Consider the following 19,595-nt stretch of genomic DNA (forward strand, 5'->3'; position numbering starts at 1 on the left):
TTATGCCGCTCACTCCAGAGCAGAAGAAACAGTACAAATCCATTGGCCACCACCTGAAACCGGTTTTGACGGTGGCTGACAATGGTTTGACTGAAGGTGTGTTAGCCGAACTTGAACGCGCTTTGGCGGATCACGAGCTGATCAAGATCAAGCTCAACATCCTCGATCGCGAATCGCGCCTGGCGCACATCGCAGAGCTGTGCAAGGTCGGCAAAGCGGATCTGGTACAGGTCATCGGCAAGATGGCACTGGTTTACCGCAAGAACTTCAGCGTCAACAAGCAGCTGTCGAACGTTCATCGCTTCAAGTGATGACAAGGGTCAAGGGTGTGCTTCGCGCACCCTGCCACTCCACCCCGGTACAGGTTGCATCACCAGCACCAGCCCGGAAAAGCCCAGGATCAGAAAGCTGAATACCTGCCAGCGCTGCGCATCCGGCCAGCCGACACGCACTGCGACGAACATCGCACACGCATACAACGCCATCAACAGCACCTGCCCGCGAAAATCCCGCCATAGACTGGCAAGGCCCTCGGCCTGTACCAGCACCAAAACCTGAAAAATCACACAGGCGGCGGCAAACCCCACCACCAGCACTTCAAATGCACTGGCCACTTCATCGATCAGCAACGGCGCGAGGCCGATTTTGCCCAACGCCGGCTGCAAACCGAGATGAATCAGCCATAGGCCACCGACCCAAAGCATCTGGGTCAGCTGCCAAAGCATGGCGCCCGCATGCAGCGGGCGCCCGTTTTCAGATGTGACGGACTTCGACAATCTCGTACTCGATAACGCCACCAGGCGTTTTCACGGCGACCACATCGCCCTCTTCCTTGCCGATCAAGGCACGGGCCAAAGGCGAGCCGACGGAAATCTTGCCGAGTTTGAAGTCAGCCTCATCCTCACCCACGATGTGGTAAGTGACGCTTTCATCGGTCTCGACGTTGGCGATTTCGACGGTGGTGCCGAAAATCACCTTGCCGGTGTGAGGAATGGTCGTGACGTCGATGATGACCTGATTCTGAATCCTGCCTTCGATGTCACGAATCCGCGCCTCGACCATGCCTTGCTGTTCGCGAGCGGCATGGTATTCAGCGTTTTCTTTCAAGTCACCCAACTCGCGGGCCGTACCGATGTCCTGGCTGAGCTTCGGACGAACGACCTTGGTCAGGTGAGTGTGCTCTTCTTCCAGGGCGCGAGCGCCCTGAACAGTCATTGGGTACTTGGTTATGCTCATGCCTTCAATCCTGCGTGTAGATCCTGCAAGCGGCGCACGGTCTTTTCCGGACCGAACTTCAGCGCTTCACAGATAGCTTCGCCAGCAGCAATGGTGGTGGTGCAGTAAATCTTGTGCTGCAAGGCATTACGACGAATGGAGTACGAATCAGCGATCGATTGGCGACCTTCGGTGGTGTTGATGATCAGGGTGACTTCGTCATTCTTGATCATGTCGACCACGTGTGGACGACCCTCGGTCACCTTGTTCACACGGCGCACTTTCAGGCCTGCCGCTTCGATCAGCTTGGCAGTGCCGGCAGTGGCAACCACTTCGAAGCCCAAGTTGATCAGATCACGGGCCACGCCTGCAACCAGCGGCTTGTCGTCGTCGCGCACGCTGATGAACGCAGTACCGCCGGTCGGCAGCACTTCGCTGGCACCCATCTGGGCTTTGGCGAATGCTTCACCGAAGGTGTCACCGACGCCCATCACTTCACCGGTCGACTTCATCTCTGGGCCGAGGATCGGGTCAACGCCAGGGAATTTGGCGAACGGGAACACCGCCTCTTTCACGCTGTAGAAGTTCGGGATAATTTCTTTGGTGAAGCCGATTTCTTTCAGGGTCTTACCGGCCATTACGCGGGCAGCGATCATGGCCAGGGACACACCGATGCACTTCGACACGAACGGTACGGTACGCGAAGCGCGCGGGTTGACTTCGATGACGTAGATGTCTTCGCCTTGCAAAGCCAACTGCACGTTCATCAGGCCGACAACGCCGAGCTCGAGGGCCATTTTCTTGACCTGCTCGCGCATCTCGTCCTGGATGTGGGCCGGCAGCGAGTACGGCGGCAGCGAGCACGCGGAGTCACCAGAGTGAACACCAGCCTGCTCGATGTGCTGCATGATCGCGCCGATCACCACGTCTTTGCCGTCGCAGACCGCATCTACGTCCATTTCGATGGCGCAGTTGAGGAAGTGGTCGAGCAGCACCGGGCTGTCGTTGGACACTTGCACCGCGTCACGCAGGTAACGCTTGAGCTCGTCTTCCTTGTAAACGATTTCCATCGCACGGCCGCCCAGTACATAGGACGGACGCACCACCAGCGGATAACCGATTTTCGCGGCAGCACGAACAGCTTCGTCTTCGCTGCGCACGGTGGCGTTTGGCGGCTGACGCAGGTTCAGGCGCTCAACCATTTGCTGGAAACGCTCACGGTCTTCGGCACGGTCGATGGCGTCTGGGCTGGTGCCGATGATCGGCACGCCAGCGGCTTCCAGGGCACGAGCCAGTTTCAGCGGAGTCTGGCCGCCGTACTGGACGATCACGCCTTTCGGCTTCTCGACGCGGCAGATTTCCAGCACGTCTTCCAGAGTTACCGGCTCGAAGTACAGACGGTCGGAAGTGTCGTAGTCAGTGGAAACGGTTTCCGGGTTGCAGTTGACCATGATGGTTTCGTAGCCGTCTTCGCGCAGAGCGAGGGCAGCGTGAACGCAGCAATAGTCGAACTCGATGCCCTGGCCGATACGGTTTGGACCACCACCCAGAATCATGATTTTGTCGCGACCCGACGGCGCAGCTTCACACTCTTCCTCGTAGGTGGAGTAGAGGTAAGCGGTGTCAGTGGCGAACTCGGCGGCGCAGGTGTCAACGCGCTTGTAGACCGGGAACACTTCCAGCTTCTGGCGATGAGTGCGCAGGTTCTTCTCGGTCACGCCCAACAGTTTGGCCAGACGCTGATCGGAGAAGCCTTTACGCTTGAGCTTGAACATCAGGTCGCGGTCGATAGCGGACAGACCGAGGGTCTTGACCTTCTCTTCTTCCTTGATCAGATCTTCGATCTGCACCAGGAACCACGGGTCGATCATGTTCATGCCGAAGATGTCTTCGACCGACAGGCCAGCGCGGAAAGCGTCCGCCACGTACCAGATACGCTCGGCGCCCGGCACGGTCAGTTCGCGCTTGAGCACGCTCATGCTTTCCGGGTTGCTCAGGTCGAGCTTCTCGTCCAGACCGCAAACGCCGACTTCCAGACCGCGCAGGGCTTTCTGCAGGGATTCCTGGAAGGTACGGCCGATGGCCATGACTTCACCGACCGACTTCATTTGCGTGGTCAGGCGCGCGTCAGCCTTGGCAAATTTTTCGAAGGCGAAGCGTGGCAGCTTGGTGACGACGTAGTCGATCGACGGTTCGAAGGACGCCGGGGTCTTGCCGCCGGTGATGTCGTTCGACAGTTCGTCGAGGGTGTAACCCACTGCCAGTTTGGCCGCGACTTTGGCGATCGGGAAACCGGTGGCTTTCGAAGCCAGTGCCGAGGAACGCGATACGCGCGGGTTCATTTCGATCACGACCATACGGCCGGTGTTCGGGCAGATACCGAATTGAACGTTGGAACCGCCAGTCTCGACGCCGATCTCGCGCAGTACCGCCAGGGAGGCGTTACGCAGGATCTGGTATTCCTTGTCGGTCAGGGTTTGTGCTGGAGCCACGGTGATCGAGTCACCGGTGTGCACGCCCATCGGGTCGAAGTTTTCGATCGAGCAGACGATGATGCAGTTGTCCTTTTTGTCGCGGACAACTTCCATTTCATATTCTTTCCAGCCGATCAGCGATTCGTCGATCAGCAGCTCTTTGGTCGGCGACAGGTCCAGACCACGGGCGCAGATTTCTTCGAACTCTTCACGGTTGTACGCGATACCGCCACCGGTGCCGCCCATGGTGAAGGACGGACGGATGATGCACGGGAAGCCCAGGGTTTCGAGAACCGCGTTGGCTTCTTCCATGCTGTGGGCGATACCGGAACGCGGGCACGCCAGGCCGATGGACTTCATCGCCTTGTCGAAACGCGAACGATCTTCAGCCTTGTCGATGGTGTCAGCGTTGGCGCCGATCATTTCCACGCCGAACTTCTCCAGAACGCCTTCGCGCTCCAGATCCAGGGCGCAGTTCAGAGCAGTCTGGCCGCCCATGGTTGGCAGCACGGCGTCCGGGCGTTCTTTTTCGATGATCTTGGCAACGGTCTGCCACTTGATCGGCTCGATGTAGGTGGCGTCGGCCATGTCCGGGTCGGTCATGATGGTGGCCGGGTTGGAGTTCACCAGGATGACGCGGTAACCCTCTTCGCGCAGGGCTTTACAGGCCTGGGCGCCGGAGTAGTCGAATTCGCAGGCCTGGCCGATAACGATCGGGCCAGCGCCGAGAATCAGGATGCTTTTAATGTCTGTACGTTTTGGCATGGGTTTGTCACTCAAATCCGCAGGTCAGTCGGCAAGCCGTCTTGATCGATTTCTGAAGTCTCGAAGGGGCCGCCGGGATCGGGGCCACCCTCGAGGGGCTTCTCTCTACAGTCTCAAGGCGAACGCTTAGCGTCGCTTGGCCATCTCGTTGATGAAGCGGTCGAACAGTGGCGCGACATCGTTCGGGCCCGGACTCGCTTCAGGGTGACCCTGGAAGCTGAACGCGCTTTTGTCGGTGCGCTCGATGCCTTGCAGGGTGCCGTCGAACAGCGATTTGTGGATCGCACGTACGTTGGCAGGCAGGGTTTCTTCGTCTACCGCGAAACCGTGGTTCTGGCTGGTGATCATTACAACGCCAGTGTCCAGATCCTGCACCGGGTGGTTGGCACCGTGGTGGCCGTGGCCCATTTTCAGGGTCTTGGCGCCGGAGGCCAGAGCCAGCAGTTGGTGACCGAGGCAGATGCCGAATACCGGAATTTCGGTTTCCAGGACTTCCTTGATCGCCTTGATCGCGTAGTCGCACGGCTCCGGATCACCAGGGCCGTTGGACAGGAACACGCCGTCCGGCTTCAGTGCCAGCACATCAGCAGCTGGCGTCTGTGCAGGTACGACGGTGACGCGGCAGCCGCGCTCGACCAGCATGCGCAGGATGTTGACCTTGACGCCGTAGTCGTAGGCAACCACGTGGTATGGCAGCTCGGAAGCGTCGATGGTCGCGTGGCTGTCGGTTTTCAGATCCCAGACAGTCGAGCGCCATTCGTATTGGGTCTTGGTGCTGACGACTTTCGCCAGATCCATGCCTTTCAGGCCCGGGAAGCCTTGCGCCGCGGCGATGGCCGCTTCTTCGGAGATGTTGTCGCCGGCCATGATGCAGCCGTTCTGTGCGCCTTTTTCACGCAGGATGCGGGTCAGGCGACGGGTGTCGATACCGGCGATTGCCACAACGTTGTTGGCTTTCAGGTAGTCGGACAGGGACATCGTGTTACGCCAGTTGCTCGCTACCAGCGGCAGGTCACGAATGACCAGGCCAGCGGACCAGACGCGGTCGGACTCAGCATCTTCCGGCGTGGTGCCGGTGTTGCCGATGTGCGGGTAAGTCAGGGTAACGATCTGTTGGGCGTAGGAAGGATCGGTAAGGATTTCCTGATAGCCGGTCATTGCGGTGTTGAACACCACCTCACCAACGGTTTGACCGTCGGCACCAATGGCTTCGCCGCGAAAAATGCTGCCATCAGCAAGGGCAAGTATGGCTGGCTTAGTCAAGAAGACCTCCCGTAAATAACGCATGAAAGGGCGATCGCAGGTTGTAAAAAAGCGGAGTGACGTATGGACACGTCACCCCGCTTCTTCACTGAATTATTCTGCGCGCTTTTAGTGGACACACTAAAGCTGTAGCTTACAGAAAAAGGCTTTTTTGGTCCACCGCTAAAGAGCCGAAAAGGCCGGAGAATGCGACAGGTCGTCGCCGAGCGGAGAAAAACCAGCGCAAACAGGGCGTTTGCGCCGGGTTCAGCAGTGTATCAACGCAGGTCGAGCACGTCTTGCATGTCGTACAGACCCGGCTCGCGACCATCCAGCCACAACGCCGCACGCACCGCGCCCTTGGCGAATGTCATGCGGCTTGAGGCCTTGTGCGTGATCTCCAGGCGCTCACCTTCGCAGGCGAACAGCACGGTGTGGTCACCCACCACGTCACCGCCGCGCACGGTGGCAAAACCGATGGTTTCACGCTCGCGAGCACCGGTATGACCTTCGCGACCGTACACCGCGACTTTCTGCAGATCACGATCCAGCGCACTGGCAATCACTTCACCCATGCGCAACGCCGTACCCGACGGCGCATCGATCTTGTGCCGGTGATGGGCTTCGATGATTTCGATATCCGCATCATCACCCAGCACGCGCGCCGCCATGTCGAGCAGCTTCAGCGACAGATTGACGCCGACACTGAAGTTGGCCGCGAACACGATCGGGATATCTTTGCCCGCGTCGGCCAGCACCTGCTTCTGCGCCGCATCCAACCCGGTGGTGCCAATGACCATGGCCTTGCCGGCCTTGCGGCAGAACGCGAGGTTTTTCAGCATCACTTCCGGCAGCGTGAAGTCGATCAACACATCGAACTCTTCAGCCACGGCTTCGATATGCCCGGACAGTGGCACACCGATACGCCCCAGCGAGGCCAGCTCCCCCGCATCGACGCCGATCAGCGTGCTGCCAGGACGAACCACCGCGGCGGTCAAACCGGTCAGCGGCGCGCGCTGCTGCACGGCCTCGACCAGAATCTTACCCATGCGCCCAGCAGCGCCCATCACAGCTATACGTCGCATGCCGACTCCTTACAGATCGCCGAAGAAACGCTTCACACCGTCGAACCAACCGGTGGTTTTCGGCGAATGGCTATTGTCGTCCGCCAGCGAGCTGCGGAATTCTTCCAACAGTTCGCGCTGACGACGATTCAGATTGACCGGAGTTTCCACCGCAACGCGGCACATCAAATCGCCCGCACCGCCGCCACGCACCGGCGCCACGCCTTTACCGCGTACGCGGAACTGCTTGCCGGTCTGGGTGCCTTCAGGGATTTTCAGCTTGACGCGACCGTCGAGGGTCGGAATTTCCAGCTCGCCGCCCAGCGCCGCATCAACGAAGCTGATCGGCACTTCGCAGAACAGATGCTTGCCATCGCGCTGGAAGATGTCGTGTTCGCGGACATTGATAACCACATACAGGTCGCCCGTCGGGCCGCCCTGCGTACCCGCTTCGCCTTCGCCGGACAGGCGAATGCGGTCACCGGTATCGACGCCGGCCGGCACTTTGACCGACAGGGTTTTGTACTCTTCAACACGACCGTCACCGTGGCAGGAGTCGCACGGATCGGAAATGATCTTGCCCTGGCCATGGCAGCGCGGGCAGGTTTGCTGCACCGAGAAGAAGCCCTGCTGCATGCGCACCTGACCGATGCCGCCGCAGGTCGGGCAGGTCGATGGCGACGAGCCTTTCTTGGCGCCCGAGCCATCGCACGGCTTGCAATTGACCAGTGTCGGAACGCGGATATTCACGGTCGTGCCGCGCACCGCTTCTTCCAGATTCAGCTCGAGGGTGTAGCGCAAGTCGCTGCCACGCTGAGCGCCGCCACGGGAACCGCCGCGACCACCACCGAAGAAATCACTGAAGACATCACCAAAGATGTCCGAGAAGTTCTGACCGCCAAAACCGGCGCCACCGCCACCCATGCTCGGGTCGACGCCAGCATGGCCGTACTGATCGTACGCCGCACGCTTGCTCGAGTCGGACAGCACTTCATAGGCCTCGTTGGCCTCTTTGAACATTTCTTCCGACGCTTTGTCATCGGGATTACGGTCCGGGTGGTGCTTCATCGCCAGACGACGGTAAGCCTTCTTCAGGTCCGCATCGCTTGAGCCGCGCTCAACACCCAACACTTCGTAATAGTCACGCTTTGCCATAAGTCTTCTGCACTCTTGAGGACGTTCGGCAAACCCCTCCTGAGGATGGCCAAACTCGTTGAGCCCCAATACAGGCCCGGACCCAACTCACGTCAATTCAACGATCCTGGTCTTTGTTTCTTGCGGTACTTGCGGCGCGAAAAGCAGGAGCATTCCCGGCCATACCACCAGCACCCGAACCTTGTCGCATGCTGTAAAAATTCGCGTATTCCAGATACGCCAACGCGGGAGCTAGCTCCCGCGCGGCGACATCCTACCAGTCACTGCCTAAAGGCAGTCAACCGGCCGACCAACAACTTACTTGTGGTCTTTGACTTCTTCGAACTCTGCATCGACAACGTCGTCAGCCTTCTCAGCCGATTCGCCTTGCGGGGCTGCGCCATCAGCTGGCTGAGCCTGTTCGGCGTACATCTTCTGAGCAACCGGAGCGGAGACTTTCGACAGCTCTTCAACCTTGGCTTCGATAGCGGCCTTGTCGTCGCCTTTGACAGCAGCTTCCAGAGCAACCACAGCAGCCTCGATCGCAGTCTTCTCTTCGGCGGTGACCTTGTCGCCCGCGTCAGCAATCATTTTGCGCGTCGAGTGAACCAGTGCGTCACCCTGGTTACGGGCAGCGGCCAGCTCTTCGAACTTGCGGTCTTCCTCAGCGTTGGCTTCGGCGTCACGCACCATGCGCTCGATTTCTTCGTCGGACAGACCGGAGTTGGCCTTGATCACGATCGACTGGGTCTTGCCGGTAGCCTTGTCTTTCGCACCAACATGCAGGATGCCGTTAGCGTCGATGTCGAAGGTCACTTCGATCTGCGGCACGCCACGTGGAGCAGGTGGAATGTCGGCCAGGTCGAACTTGCCCAGGGACTTGTTCTGAGTGGCTTGCTTACGCTCGCCCTGCAGAACGTGAATGGTCACAGCACCCTGGTTGTCGTCAGCAGTCGAGAACACTTGCGATTTCTTGGTAGGAATCGTGGTGTTTTTCTCGATCAGCGCGGTCATCACGCCACCCATGGTTTCGATACCCAGGGTCAGCGGGCTGACGTCGAGCAGCAGAACGTCTTTCACGTCACCAGCCAGCACGGCGCCCTGAATCGCAGCACCCATGGCAACGGCTTCGTCCGGGTTAACGTCTTTGCGAGCTTCTTTACCGAAGAAATCGGTAACCAGCTTCTGTACCAGCGGCATACGGGTCTGACCACCGACCAGAATCACGTCGTTGATCGCGCCAACGTCCAGACCTGCGTCTTTCATGGCGATGCGGCAAGGCTCGATGGTGCGCTGAACCAGGTCTTCAACCAGTGCTTCGAGCTTGGCACGCGAGATCTTCACGTTCAGGTGCTTAGGACCGGTGGCGTCTGCAGTGATGTACGGCAGGTTGACGTCGGTCGACTGCGCGGACGACAGCTCGATCTTGGCTTTCTCAGCGGCTTCTTTCAGGCGCTGCATGGCCAGCGGGTCACCTTTGAGGTTCATGCCGCTTTCTTTCTTGAATTCGTCAACGAGGTAGTCGATCAGACGAATGTCAAAGTCTTCACCACCCAGGAACGTGTCACCGTTGGTGGCCAGAACTTCAAACTGGTGCTCGCCATCAACTTCAGCGATCTCGATCACGGAAACGTCGAAAGTACCGCCACCCAGGTCATAAACGATCACGGTGTGATCGCCCTTGGCCTTGTCCATACCGTAAGCCAGAGCAGCTGCGGTCGGTTCGTTGATGATACGTTTTACGTCCAGACCGGCGATGCGGCCGGCGTCTTTGGTCGCCTGACGCTGGCTGTCGTTGAAGTAGGCCGGAACGGTGATTACCGCTTCGGTCACGGTCTCGCCGAGGTAGTCTTCGGCGGTCTTCTTCATCTTCTTCAGAATTTCAGCCGAGATTTGTGGCGGTGCCATTTTCTGGCCGTTCACTTCAACCCAGGCGTCGTTGTTGTCAGCCTTGACGATCTTGTAAGGGACCATCTGGATGTCTTTCTGCACAACTTCTTCGTCGAAACGACGACCGATCAGACGCTTTACTGCGTACAGGGTGTTGTGCGGGTTGGTCACAGCCTGACGCTTGGCCGACTGACCTACCAGAATTTCGCCATCGTTGGCGTAAGCGATGATCGACGGCGTGGTACGCGCGCCTTCAGCGTTTTCAATAACTTTTGCTTTGCCGTTTTCCAGCACGGAGACGCAGGAGTTGGTGGTCCCCAGGTCGATACCGATAATTTTGCCCATGTTAACTCTCCCGAAACTTTGGATTTTTTTGCCGCAGCAGTGGTGGCTGACTGCGGTAATACTTAAACGCTTGACTTCTAAATGGGGGCCTTGCGGCTAATTTCAAGCCTTCTCGTCAATCGAAGGCGAAATTGGCGCAGGCGCCTTGCTGACCACAACCATGGCCGGACGCAACAGGCGACCGTTGAGCTGGTAGCCCTTCTGGAACACCTTCAGAACGCTGTTCGGTTCTACGTCGGCGCTTTCTTGCATGGCCATCGCCTGATGCTGAACGGCGTTGAACGGTTCGCCGTGCGGATCGATCGCTTCCAACTGATAACGCTTGAGGGTGTCGTGGAACATTTTCAGCGTCAGCTCGATGCCTTCGCGCATCGGACGAATGCTTTCGTCGTCCGGGTTCGACAGCTCGAGGCCGCGCTCCAGGCTGTCGACGATCGGCAACAGGTCGCCGGCGAATTTTTCCAGGGCAAACTTGTGCGCCTTCTCGACGTCCTGCTCGGCACGGCGACGGACGTTCTGCAGATCGGCAGCAACACGCAGAGATTGATCCTGCGCGGCGGCCAATTGCTCTTCGAGCACTTGTACACGGGTCGCCAGGTCATCACCCGAACCTTCGGGCGCCTGATTGGCTTCTGGGTTTTGCGTATCTACTGTCTGTTCGTCAGCCATAGAATTCTCCTTTCAATTTCGTCCGCGAGCCTGACTCGCGCTTCTGCCCCAATATATGGGGCCGCAAAATCAGGCTTCAAGGGCCTTCAAACATTAACCCTACAAAAAAGTGTCGAATATTCATTCCTCAATGCACTAAGCAGATTTACGGTTCAAGCAAATCGACCTAAGGGAGGGCATTGTCAGCGCGAAACAAAACACTGTATAAATAACCAGACCTTTTGCTTGGGAGCGGCCTTTATGCTGGTGCACCTGTCCGTACATAACTACGCCATCGTTGAACATCTCGATCTCGAACTTGATCGCGGGATGAGCGTGATCACGGGTGAAACCGGCGCCGGCAAGTCGATCATGCTCGACGCGCTGGGCCTGACCCTCGGCGATCGCGCCGACAGCGGCGTGGTGCGCCCCGGCGCCGACAAGGCCGACATCCTCGCGACTTTCGATCTGGCGGACATCCCTGAAGCCAGCGCATGGCTGGCCGAGCGCGATCTGGAGACCGATGGCCCGTGCATTCTGCGCCGGGTGATCACCTCCGAAGGTCGTTCACGCGGCTACATCAACGGCACCCCCTGCCCGCTCGGCGACCTCAAGTCATTGGGCGAGTTGTTGATCGATATCCACAGCCAGCATGAACACCAGTCCCTGCTGAAAACCGATACCCATCGTCGCTTGCTGGACGAGTACGCCGGCGCTACTGACCTGGCCCGCCAGGTTCAGCTTGCCGCCCAACGCTGGCGCCAGACTCGCCAGGAGCTGGAACGCCTTTCCAATTCCGGCGACGAACAACGCGCACGCCATCAATTGCTGAGCTATCAGCTTGAAGAGCTGGAAAACCTCGGCCTCGGTGATAACGAGCTGGAGCAACTGGAGCAGGAACACAAAAACCTGACCAACGCCGAAACCTTGCTGGGCATTTGTCGGCAAGTGGTCGAACAATGCAGCGAAAGCGATTCCGGCAATGTATTGAATGCACTGACTGCCAGCCTCAATCGCCTGTCGAGCGTGAACAATTCCGTTGGCGCACTGGGCGAAGCGAGCAGTTTGCTCACCAGCGCACAGATTCAGGTCGAAGAAGCCGTTGGCGAACTCAATCGCTTCCTCGATAACTTCGATGCCGATCCGGCGCGCCTGCAATATCTGGAAGAACGTCTCGACGCTATTTATACCCTGGCGCGCAAACACCGGATTCAACCCACCGAAGTCGGCGAAATGCAGCAGAAACTGCTGGATGAGATCGAAACCCTCAACGCCAATGACGAATCCATTGAGCGCCTGGGTGAAGAATTGGCCTCCTACGCCCGCCACTATCAGGAGAAAGCCCGAGAACTGAGCGATTTGCGTCATCAGGCCGCCGGCAGTCTCGCCAGTGCTGTTGAGCAGGAAATTCAGCGACTGGGCATGCCGGGGGGACGCTTCACCATCGAATTGAAGGCCAACAGCAGCGACGAGTTATTGCCCAACGGGCTGGAGCAGGTCGAATTGCTGGTCAGCGCCAACCCGGGCCAGCCGCTGAAGGCGCTGGCGAAAGTCGCTTCCGGCGGTGAGCTGTCACGGATCAGCCTGGCGATTCAGGTCATCACCGCACAGACATCCCGTGTTCCGACGCTGGTATTCGACGAAGTGGACGTCGGCATCGGTGGCCCGACCGCAGAAATTGTCGGCCAACTGTTGCGCCGTCTCGGCGATCGCGGCCAGGTACTGACTGTCACGCACTTGCCGCAAGTGGCCGCGCAAGGCCATCAGCATCTGTTCGTGCACAAGGTGCGCGGTGAAGAGGCGACGCACACTGCCGTTTCCAAGCTGAGCAAGAACGACCGTATAGAAGAAGTGGCGCGCATGCTCGGCGGCATTGACCTGACCAAGGAATCCCTGGCCCACGCGAAAAAAATGGTGGTCACTGCCAAGGTTTAGCAATGACAGAAAGCACGAAGGCGACCCTTGGGTCGCCTTCGTTCGTTTCGCGAATGTGAAATTCGCGCGACATGCTTACTTTTTCTTGCGCACGTACAGCACCAGATTGTGATCTACCAGATCAACACCGTGCTCCTCGGCAATTGCCTTCTGGAGCTTTTCGATTTCCGGGCTGACGAATTCGACGACTTCACCGGTTTCCACGTTGACCATATGGTCGTGGTGGCCACCGTCGGCCAATTCGAATACCGCATGGCCGCCGTCGAAGTTGTGACGGACCACGAGGCCAGCCGCTTCGAACTGGGTCAGAACACGGTAAACCGTGGCCAGACCGACGTCCTCACCAGCCTCCATCAACGCCTTGTAGACGTCCTCGGCACTCATGTGACGCTGCTCTGTAGAGTCGAGCATTTGCAGGATCTTGACCCGTGGCAGGGTCACTTTGAGGCCGGCTTTGCGTAGTTCGCTATTTTCAACCATGGTCAGCTTTCTCGCGATGCTGCTTCGCAGCTTCTCTTAATGCGGGTATGATCGGCGTTTACGTTGTCCCAGCCAAGATAGTGGAAGTCGCCCACCGATGCAAAACACCAAGCTCTTGCTAACCAGTTTCACCTTTGTGGGACTGCTCGCACTCGCCGGTTGTTCATTCCCCGGGGTTTACAAAATCGACATCCAGCAGGGCAATGTCGTCACGCAGGACATGATAGACCAGTTACGCCCGGGAATGACCCGGCCGCAAGTACGGTTTATCATGGGTAACCCTCTGCTTGTCGACACGTTCCATGCCGATCGCTGGGATTATCTGTACAGCCTGCAACCGGGTGGCGGTGAACGCCAACAGGAACGCATCAGCGTTATTTTCAACTCAAACGACCAGCTTGTCAGCCTGTCCGGTGACTTTATGCCGGGCGTAAGCCGTGATGAAGCCATTCTCGGCAAGGACAATGGCACGACCGTGACCGCTCCTGCTGAGAACGCCGAGAAGCCAAAACCGGAAAAACCGGTCAAGCCAGGTTCCTTGCTGGATCAGATCCAGAAGGACGTCGATGGTGTAGAAACCGTTCCGGTTCCAACACCAGAGCCGCTGGACACCTCGCCGCAATAATTTGCGACGCAATAAAAAACCCGGAAATTCCGGGTTTTTTATTGCCTGCGATTTGGCTTTTTACGCGTTTCGCGCTTTGGCCTCGGCAGCCTTGGCCGCTCGCAAGCGTCGAACCTCTTTCGGATCGGCAAGCAATGGGCGGTAAATCTCGATGCGCTCCCCTGCCTGAATAACCCGCGAGTCCCGGTCAGCAACCACTTTGCCAAAGATGCCCAGCGGGCACTCCGCCAGATTCAACTCGGGAAACTCGCTAGCGATACCCGACGCAAGCACCGCAGCCCGCACCGTCGCACCTTCATTGACGCTGAATGAGCGCAATACCTGACGATCCACCGCCGCGTATACCACCTCTATCTCGATCACCGGCTCAACCATACATCTGCTTGGCGCGCTGACAGAACGCGTCCACCAGCGTATTGGCCGCCTGATTGAACAGCGGCCCCAGCGTCGCGCGCACCAGCGGCCCGGCGTAATCGAACGACAGATCCAGACTGATCTTGCAGGCCTTCTCGTTCAACACCTTGAACACCCACACACCGTGCAACTGATTGAACGGGCCTTCTTCCAGGTTCATTTCAATCGACTGCCCCGGCACCAGCGTATTACGCGTCACGAAATGCTGACTGAGCCCGCCCTTGGCTACGCCAACACTGGCGCGCATATGCTCCGGCGAGCTTTCCAGCACTTCCGCCGAGGAGCACCACGGCAGAAATTCCGGGTAGCGCGCCACGTCGTTGACCAGGTCATAGAGAAATTGCGCCGGGTACGGCAGCAACGCCGATCGTTGAATATGTGTCGTCATGTGAGCGTTACTTCCAGAGCTGAGCGGCAAACACTACAAGAATGCCGATGGGCGCCACGTAGCGCATCAAGAACAAAGACAGGGCGAACAGTAGCGGATTGCGGATCGACAACTCGTCGCGTACCGCTTCACGCCCCATCACCCATCCGGCAAACAGCACGAAACACAGGCCACCGAGCGGCAGCATGATCCGTGAGGTGAAGAAATCGATCACACCAAAGAAGTCCAGACCGCTCTGCGCACCCCATTGGTAGAGATGGAACATCCCGCCTTCGTTCACGAAAAATTTGGCTTCCTTCCAGATATTGAAGGAGAACACCGTGCCCAGACCGACGAACCAGCAAGTGAAGGCAAGCCAGAAAGTCACCCACGCGCGGCTGACTTTGGTGCGCTCAACCAGATAGGCAACCATCGGTTCCAACAGGGAGATCGCCGAACTCCAGGCAGCAATCGCCACCAGCACAAAGAACACCACGCCCATCAGTTGCCCGAACGCGACGTTGCCAAATGCAAATGGCAGGCTGACGAACATCAGCCCCGGCCCTTCGCTAGGGTTCAGGCCTCCGGCAAATACAATCGGGAACAAGGCCAGACCGGCGATCAGCGAAACAAAGGTATCGAGCAGTGCCACGCCGACAACGGTGCCCGACAACGATGAGCTCTTCGGCATATAAGCACCGTAGATCATGATCGAACCGACACCGACGCTCAGCGAGAAGAACGCGTGCCCCATGGCCGGCAACAAGCCGTCGAGGACTTTTTCCGGGTGGAAGTCGAACATGAAATGCACGCCCTCCATGAAATGCCCGGTGGTCATGCTGTAACCCAGCAACACCAGAATCATCACGAACAGCAGCGGCATCATGATGCGCAGGCTGCGCTCAAGCCCGGCGACCACGCCCTTGGCGATGACGAAGGCCGACAGCAGCATGAAAATCGTATGCCAAAGTGTCAGACGCCATGGATTGGAGATGACATTGCCGAAATAGGCGCCGACTTGATCGGCTGTGGCGCCCTGGAAGTCGCCGCGGCCCATATCGACAATGTAGTCCAGCGACCAACCGCCGACCACACTATAGAAAGACAGGATCAACAATGCCGTGATCATCCCGGCAAATGCGCCCCACGACCATTTGCCCGAGTGCCCGGCTTCCAGTGCCAGCACCTTCAAGGCGTTCGCCGGACTTTGCCGGGCGCGCCGGCCGATCAGGGTTTCAGCGAGCATGACCGGGATGCCGATCAGCGCGATGCACGCCAGAAACATCAGCACAAAGGCGCCGCCGCCGTAGACCCCGACCATGTAGGGGAACTTCCAGATACTACCCAGTCCCACGGCCGAACCGGTCGCGGCGAGTATGAATACCCAGCGGCTAGCCCAACTGCCGTGGACAGAAACCTTGTCTGTCGACATCGTTTATCACGCCCAAGCGTTAGAAAAAGAGGCCGCATTGTCCGGGATTCACTCAACCTGCTCAAGCACGCAGCAACACCGTAGCCGACGGCGGTTTATCTCCATATAATGCCGCCCCTATGGCTAAACAGAAGAAACACCCAACAGGGACCATCGCGCAGAACAAAAAGGCGCGACACGATTACTTCATCGAGCATAAGTTCGAGGCTGGTCTGGTCCTGGCCGGCTGGGAAGTAAAAAGTCTGCGGGCAAGCAAGCTACAGCTGGTCGACAGCTATGTTCTGCTCAAGGATGGCGAAGCATGGTTGCTCGGCAGCCACATCACGCCTCTGATGACCGCAAGTACCCACGTCATCGCTGACCCGGTGCGCACACGCAAATTGCTGCTCAACCGCCGCGAGCTGGAAAAGCTTGCCGCCGCTGTGCAGCAAAAGGGTTACGCCTGCGTCTGCCTGTCCTGGTACTGGAGCAAGCACATGGTCAAGTGCGAAATTGCTCTGGGCAAGGGCAAGAAGGAATACGACAAGCGTGATACCGAGCGCGAGCGTGATGCCGGTCGTGAACTGCAACGTGCGGTGCGCAATAAGGGCAAGGAAGACTAGTCTTCCCCCCCTTGAAAGCAAAGATCGCAGCCTTCGGCAGCTCCTACACTGGGATTCGCCTTTCCCTGTAGGAGCTGCCGCAGGCTGCGATCTTTTGCTTTAAAGAATCACATCCCCTTGCGTCGCTCCGCCCGGGCCATGCGCTGAACCTCTTGCCGCACCTCTTCCAGCACTTCCTGCACATACAAGATATGTCGGCTGGAGACTTCTCGCGCCTGCTCCGCGCGACCTTCAATAATCGCCAGATACAATTCCCGATGCTGGGTAATCAGCATGTCGCGAGTTTCCGTACGCTGCTTGTACATGCCGCCGATGTTGGTGACGACGTTGCGCTTAAGCAGATCGAACAGCCCGCGAATGGTGTGCAACAGCACGGCGTTATGGCTGGCTTCGGCAATCGCCAGGTGGAATTTCGCATCTGCCGCGCCCTCCTCCGCCCGACTGACTTCATCGTGACGCGAATAGCAGTCCTGCAACTCTTCAAACGCGGCGGTCAGCCGCTCACGATCGACATCGGTGGCGCGCAATGCGGCGTAATAGGCGCACGATGCCTCCAAAGTATGCCGAAACTCCAGCAGATCGCGCTGTGCCTCAGGATTGCTTTCGAGCAACTGCAGCAGCGGATCACTGAACGTCGAGCCGAGGCTTTCCACGACATAGTTGCCGCCGCCCTGACGACTGACCAGCAGACCTTTGGCCGCCAGTTTCTGAATCGCTTCACGCAGCGACGGCCGTGATACGCCAAATTGTTCTGCCAGCGTGCGCTCCGCCGGCAACCGCTCACCGGACTTCAGCGTGCCCTCAAGGATCATCCCCTCAAGTCGCTCGACAATATCGTCAGACAAACGGCGCTGACGTATCTGATCAAACCCCATAACTCATTTCTCCACGATCCCGACCGCTCGCCGGGCTCTCTATTCTGGCCTATCGGCGCCTTGCCGACACCTACCAGACACCACTTGCGCAAACCAGATCAGATGCGATCTGCACCGCTTGTTCGACAAAAGTTTCAGGGCGACAAATTGACACACCGACACCAAGGCTTTTACCCTAGCCAACAGCGATTGTAAATTGGTCTTACCAATTATCCAAGAACGCTGACAGTGCCTGACCAACAACAATTAGGGGCCACCCCATATGCAAACCTGGCAACAGCTCTACAGCCCGCTCGGCAGTCTCGGCGTATCCGCACTCGCGGCCGTCATTCCCATCGTGTTCTTTTTCCTCGCATTGGCGGTGTTCCGCCTCAAAGGCCACGTGGCCGGGAGCATCACCCTCGCACTGTCGATTGCCGTGGCGATCTTCGCGTTCCACATGCCGGTCGACATGGCCTTCGCCGCTGCCGGGTATGGCTTCGCCTACGGCCTGTGGCCGATTGCCTGGATCATTGTCGCGGCGGTGTTCCTTTACAAACTGACGGTCAAAAGTGGTCAGTTCGAGGTCATTCGCAGTTCGGTGCTATCGATCACTGACGACCAGCGTCTGCAGGTGCTGCTGATCGGCTTCTGCTTCGGCGCATTTCTGGAAGGCGCCGCCGGTTTCGGCGCGCCCGTGGCGATTACTGCCGCGCTGCTGGTCGGACTCGGCTTCAACCCGCTGTACGCCGCCGGCCTGTGCCTGATTGCCAACACCGCACCAGTGGCGTTCGGCGCCCTGGGGATTCCGATCATCGTTGCCGGCCAAGTCACCGGTATCGACGCGTTCAAGATCGGCGCCATGACCGGTCGCCAACTGCCGTTGCTGTCGCTGTTCGTGCCGTTCTGGCTGGTTTTCATGATGGACGGCCTGCGCGGCGTACGTGAAACCTGGCCGGCTGCGCTGGTTGCAGGCCTGAGCTTCGCCATCACCCAATACTTCACCTCGAACTTCATTGGGCCAGAATTGCCGGACATCACCTCGGCGCTGGCCAGCCTGATATCGCTGACCCTGTTCCTGAAAATCTGGCAGCCAAAACGCACCGCAGGCGCGCAAATCGCCGGCGCCACGTCGAGCGCAGCGATCACCGCCAGCGTCGGCGGTTTCGGCCAGAAGCGCACCACCGTGGCGTCGCCTTACAGCCTCGGAGAAATTTTCAAAGCCTGGTCGCCGTTCCTGATCCTCACCGTACTGGTGACCATCTGGACACTGAAGCCTTTCAAAGCGATGTTCGCCGCTGGCGGTTCGATGTACAGCTGGGTATTCAACTTCGCGATTCCGCACCTTGATCAATTAGTGATCAAAAGTGCGCCCATCGTGGCCACCCCTACCGCCATTCCCGCGGTGTTCAAACTCGACCCGATTTCCGCGACCGGCACGGCGATTTTCTTCTCCGCACTGATCTCGATGCTGGTCTTGAAGATCAACTTCAAAACTGGTCTGACCACTTTGAAAGAGACCTTCTACGAACTGCGCTGGCCCATTCTGTCGATCGGCATGGTGCTGGCGTTCGCCTTCGTCACCAACTACTCCGGCATGTCTTCGACCATGGCGCTGGTATTGGCAGCGACCGGCGCGGCGTTCCCGTTCTTCTCGCCATTCCTCGGCTGGCTGGGCGTGTTCCTCACCGGTTCGGATACTTCATCCAACGCCCTGTTCAGCTCGCTGCAAGCGACCACCGCTCACCAAATCGGCGTCAATGACACCCTGCTGGTGGCAGCGAACACCAGCGGCGGCGTGACCGGCAAGATGATCTCGCCGCAATCGATCGCCGTGGCCTGCGCCGCGACCGGCCTGGTGGGCAAGGAGTCGGATCTGTTCCGCTTCACCCTCAAGCACAGCCTATTCTTTGCAACGATTGTCGGTTTGATCACCCTGGCTCAGGCCTACTGGTTCACTGGCATGTTGGTGCACTAAACCTACACCCGAAATGGAAATAACCGACGCCGATCCGTGATTTCGGCGTCCGCAATTCACAACCCGGTCTGTAAGGCTGCTGAAAGCAACGCTCTTTATATTCAGCAGCCGCCACAGACGGATAACCGGGC

Annotated in this window: 18 protein-coding genes; 5 read left to right on the plus strand and 13 right to left on the minus strand. The window is 58.4% G+C overall.

Features of this window, described 5'->3' with window-relative positions; translation table 11 throughout:
• Positions 1–2: 2 nt before the first annotated feature.
• Positions 3–311, plus strand: a complete 309-nt coding sequence (locus tag H8F23_RS03650; protein WP_003221534.1) for a YhbY family RNA-binding protein — start codon at positions 3–5, stop codon at positions 309–311.
• A gap of 9 nt (positions 312–320) precedes the next feature.
• On the opposite strand, the gene H8F23_RS03655 is transcribed toward H8F23_RS03650, so the two are convergent.
• The 8 genes from H8F23_RS03655 to grpE all read right to left on the minus strand — a co-directional run bounded on the left by H8F23_RS03655 (position 321) and on the right by grpE (position 10,798).
• Complete coding sequence (locus H8F23_RS03655) at positions 321–725, minus strand: MFS transporter (protein ID WP_194933441.1); 405 nt, start codon at positions 723–725, stop codon at positions 321–323.
• Positions 726–753: 28 nt separating this feature from the next.
• The gene (gene greA, locus H8F23_RS03660) at positions 754–1,230 is read right to left on the minus strand and encodes a transcription elongation factor GreA (protein ID WP_064387939.1); all 477 of its coding nucleotides are present in this window, start codon (positions 1,228–1,230) and stop codon (positions 754–756) included.
• Positions 1,231–1,232: 2 nt separating this feature from the next.
• Complete coding sequence (gene carB, locus H8F23_RS03665; protein WP_007915231.1) at positions 1,233–4,454, minus strand: carbamoyl-phosphate synthase large subunit; 3,222 nt, start codon at positions 4,452–4,454, stop codon at positions 1,233–1,235.
• 126 nt (positions 4,455–4,580) lie between these two features.
• Entirely contained in the window at positions 4,581–5,717 is a 1,137-nt protein-coding gene (gene carA / locus H8F23_RS03670; RefSeq protein ID WP_007915228.1) for a glutamine-hydrolyzing carbamoyl-phosphate synthase small subunit, read from the minus strand.
• A 257-nt stretch (positions 5,718–5,974) separates the two neighbouring features.
• The gene (dapB, locus tag H8F23_RS03675; RefSeq protein ID WP_194933442.1) at positions 5,975–6,781 is read right to left on the minus strand and encodes a 4-hydroxy-tetrahydrodipicolinate reductase; all 807 of its coding nucleotides are present in this window, start codon (positions 6,779–6,781) and stop codon (positions 5,975–5,977) included.
• Positions 6,782–6,790: 9 nt separating this feature from the next.
• Positions 6,791–7,915, minus strand: coding sequence for a molecular chaperone DnaJ (gene dnaJ / locus H8F23_RS03680; protein WP_007915222.1), 1,125 nt, complete (start codon positions 7,913–7,915; stop codon positions 6,791–6,793).
• Positions 7,916–8,212: 297 nt separating this feature from the next.
• Positions 8,213–10,129, minus strand: a complete 1,917-nt coding sequence (gene dnaK, locus H8F23_RS03685) for a molecular chaperone DnaK (RefSeq protein WP_007915221.1) — start codon at positions 10,127–10,129, stop codon at positions 8,213–8,215.
• A gap of 102 nt (positions 10,130–10,231) precedes the next feature.
• Complete coding sequence (grpE, locus tag H8F23_RS03690; RefSeq protein WP_007915219.1) at positions 10,232–10,798, minus strand: nucleotide exchange factor GrpE; 567 nt, start codon at positions 10,796–10,798, stop codon at positions 10,232–10,234.
• A gap of 240 nt (positions 10,799–11,038) precedes the next feature.
• On the opposite strand from grpE, the gene recN reads away from it, so the two are divergent.
• Positions 11,039–12,712 (plus strand): DNA repair protein RecN, encoded by a 1,674-nt coding sequence (gene recN, locus H8F23_RS03695; RefSeq protein WP_007915217.1) that lies wholly within the window; start codon positions 11,039–11,041, stop codon positions 12,710–12,712.
• A gap of 75 nt (positions 12,713–12,787) precedes the next feature.
• Here the strand turns inward: recN and fur are convergent, their stop codons facing one another.
• Positions 12,788–13,192 carry a ferric iron uptake transcriptional regulator gene (fur, locus tag H8F23_RS03700; RefSeq protein WP_003221515.1) on the minus strand — a complete coding sequence of 135 codons (405 nt, stop codon included), beginning with the start codon at positions 13,190–13,192 and terminating at the stop codon, positions 12,788–12,790.
• A 97-nt stretch (positions 13,193–13,289) separates the two neighbouring features.
• On the opposite strand from fur, the gene H8F23_RS03705 reads away from it, so the two are divergent.
• Positions 13,290–13,817, plus strand: a complete 528-nt coding sequence (locus tag H8F23_RS03705) for an outer membrane protein assembly factor BamE (protein WP_093435741.1) — start codon at positions 13,290–13,292, stop codon at positions 13,815–13,817.
• 60 nt (positions 13,818–13,877) lie between these two features.
• Here the strand turns inward: H8F23_RS03705 and H8F23_RS03710 are convergent, their stop codons facing one another.
• From H8F23_RS03710 to H8F23_RS03720, 3 genes are read right to left on the minus strand one after another with little or no spacing between them, the layout of a single operon-like run.
• Positions 13,878–14,192, minus strand: coding sequence for an RnfH family protein (locus tag H8F23_RS03710; protein WP_194933443.1), 315 nt, complete (start codon positions 14,190–14,192; stop codon positions 13,878–13,880).
• Entirely contained in the window at positions 14,185–14,619 is a 435-nt protein-coding gene (locus H8F23_RS03715; protein ID WP_194933444.1) for a type II toxin-antitoxin system RatA family toxin, read from the minus strand. Before H8F23_RS03715 ends, H8F23_RS03710 begins: the two co-directional genes overlap by 8 nt.
• A gap of 7 nt (positions 14,620–14,626) precedes the next feature.
• Entirely contained in the window at positions 14,627–16,030 is a 1,404-nt protein-coding gene (locus H8F23_RS03720) for a sodium-dependent transporter (RefSeq protein WP_093435729.1), read from the minus strand.
• A 119-nt stretch (positions 16,031–16,149) separates the two neighbouring features.
• Between H8F23_RS03720 and smpB the strand changes: the two genes are divergently transcribed.
• Positions 16,150–16,632, plus strand: coding sequence for an SsrA-binding protein SmpB (gene smpB, locus H8F23_RS03725; RefSeq protein WP_007915208.1), 483 nt, complete (start codon positions 16,150–16,152; stop codon positions 16,630–16,632).
• 107 nt (positions 16,633–16,739) lie between these two features.
• On the opposite strand, the gene H8F23_RS03730 is transcribed toward smpB, so the two are convergent.
• On the minus strand, positions 16,740–17,507 hold the full coding sequence (locus H8F23_RS03730; RefSeq protein WP_007915207.1) for an FCD domain-containing protein: 768 nt from the start codon (positions 17,505–17,507) through the stop codon (positions 16,740–16,742).
• A 262-nt stretch (positions 17,508–17,769) separates the two neighbouring features.
• On the opposite strand from H8F23_RS03730, the gene H8F23_RS03735 reads away from it, so the two are divergent.
• Complete coding sequence (locus tag H8F23_RS03735) at positions 17,770–19,464, plus strand: lactate permease LctP family transporter (RefSeq protein WP_194933445.1); 1,695 nt, start codon at positions 17,770–17,772, stop codon at positions 19,462–19,464.
• Positions 19,465–19,595: the final 131 nt, after the last annotated feature.

The sequence above is a fragment of the Pseudomonas neuropathica genome (assembly GCF_015461835.1).
GTDB classification, from domain to species: domain Bacteria; phylum Pseudomonadota; class Gammaproteobacteria; order Pseudomonadales; family Pseudomonadaceae; genus Aquipseudomonas; species Aquipseudomonas neuropathica.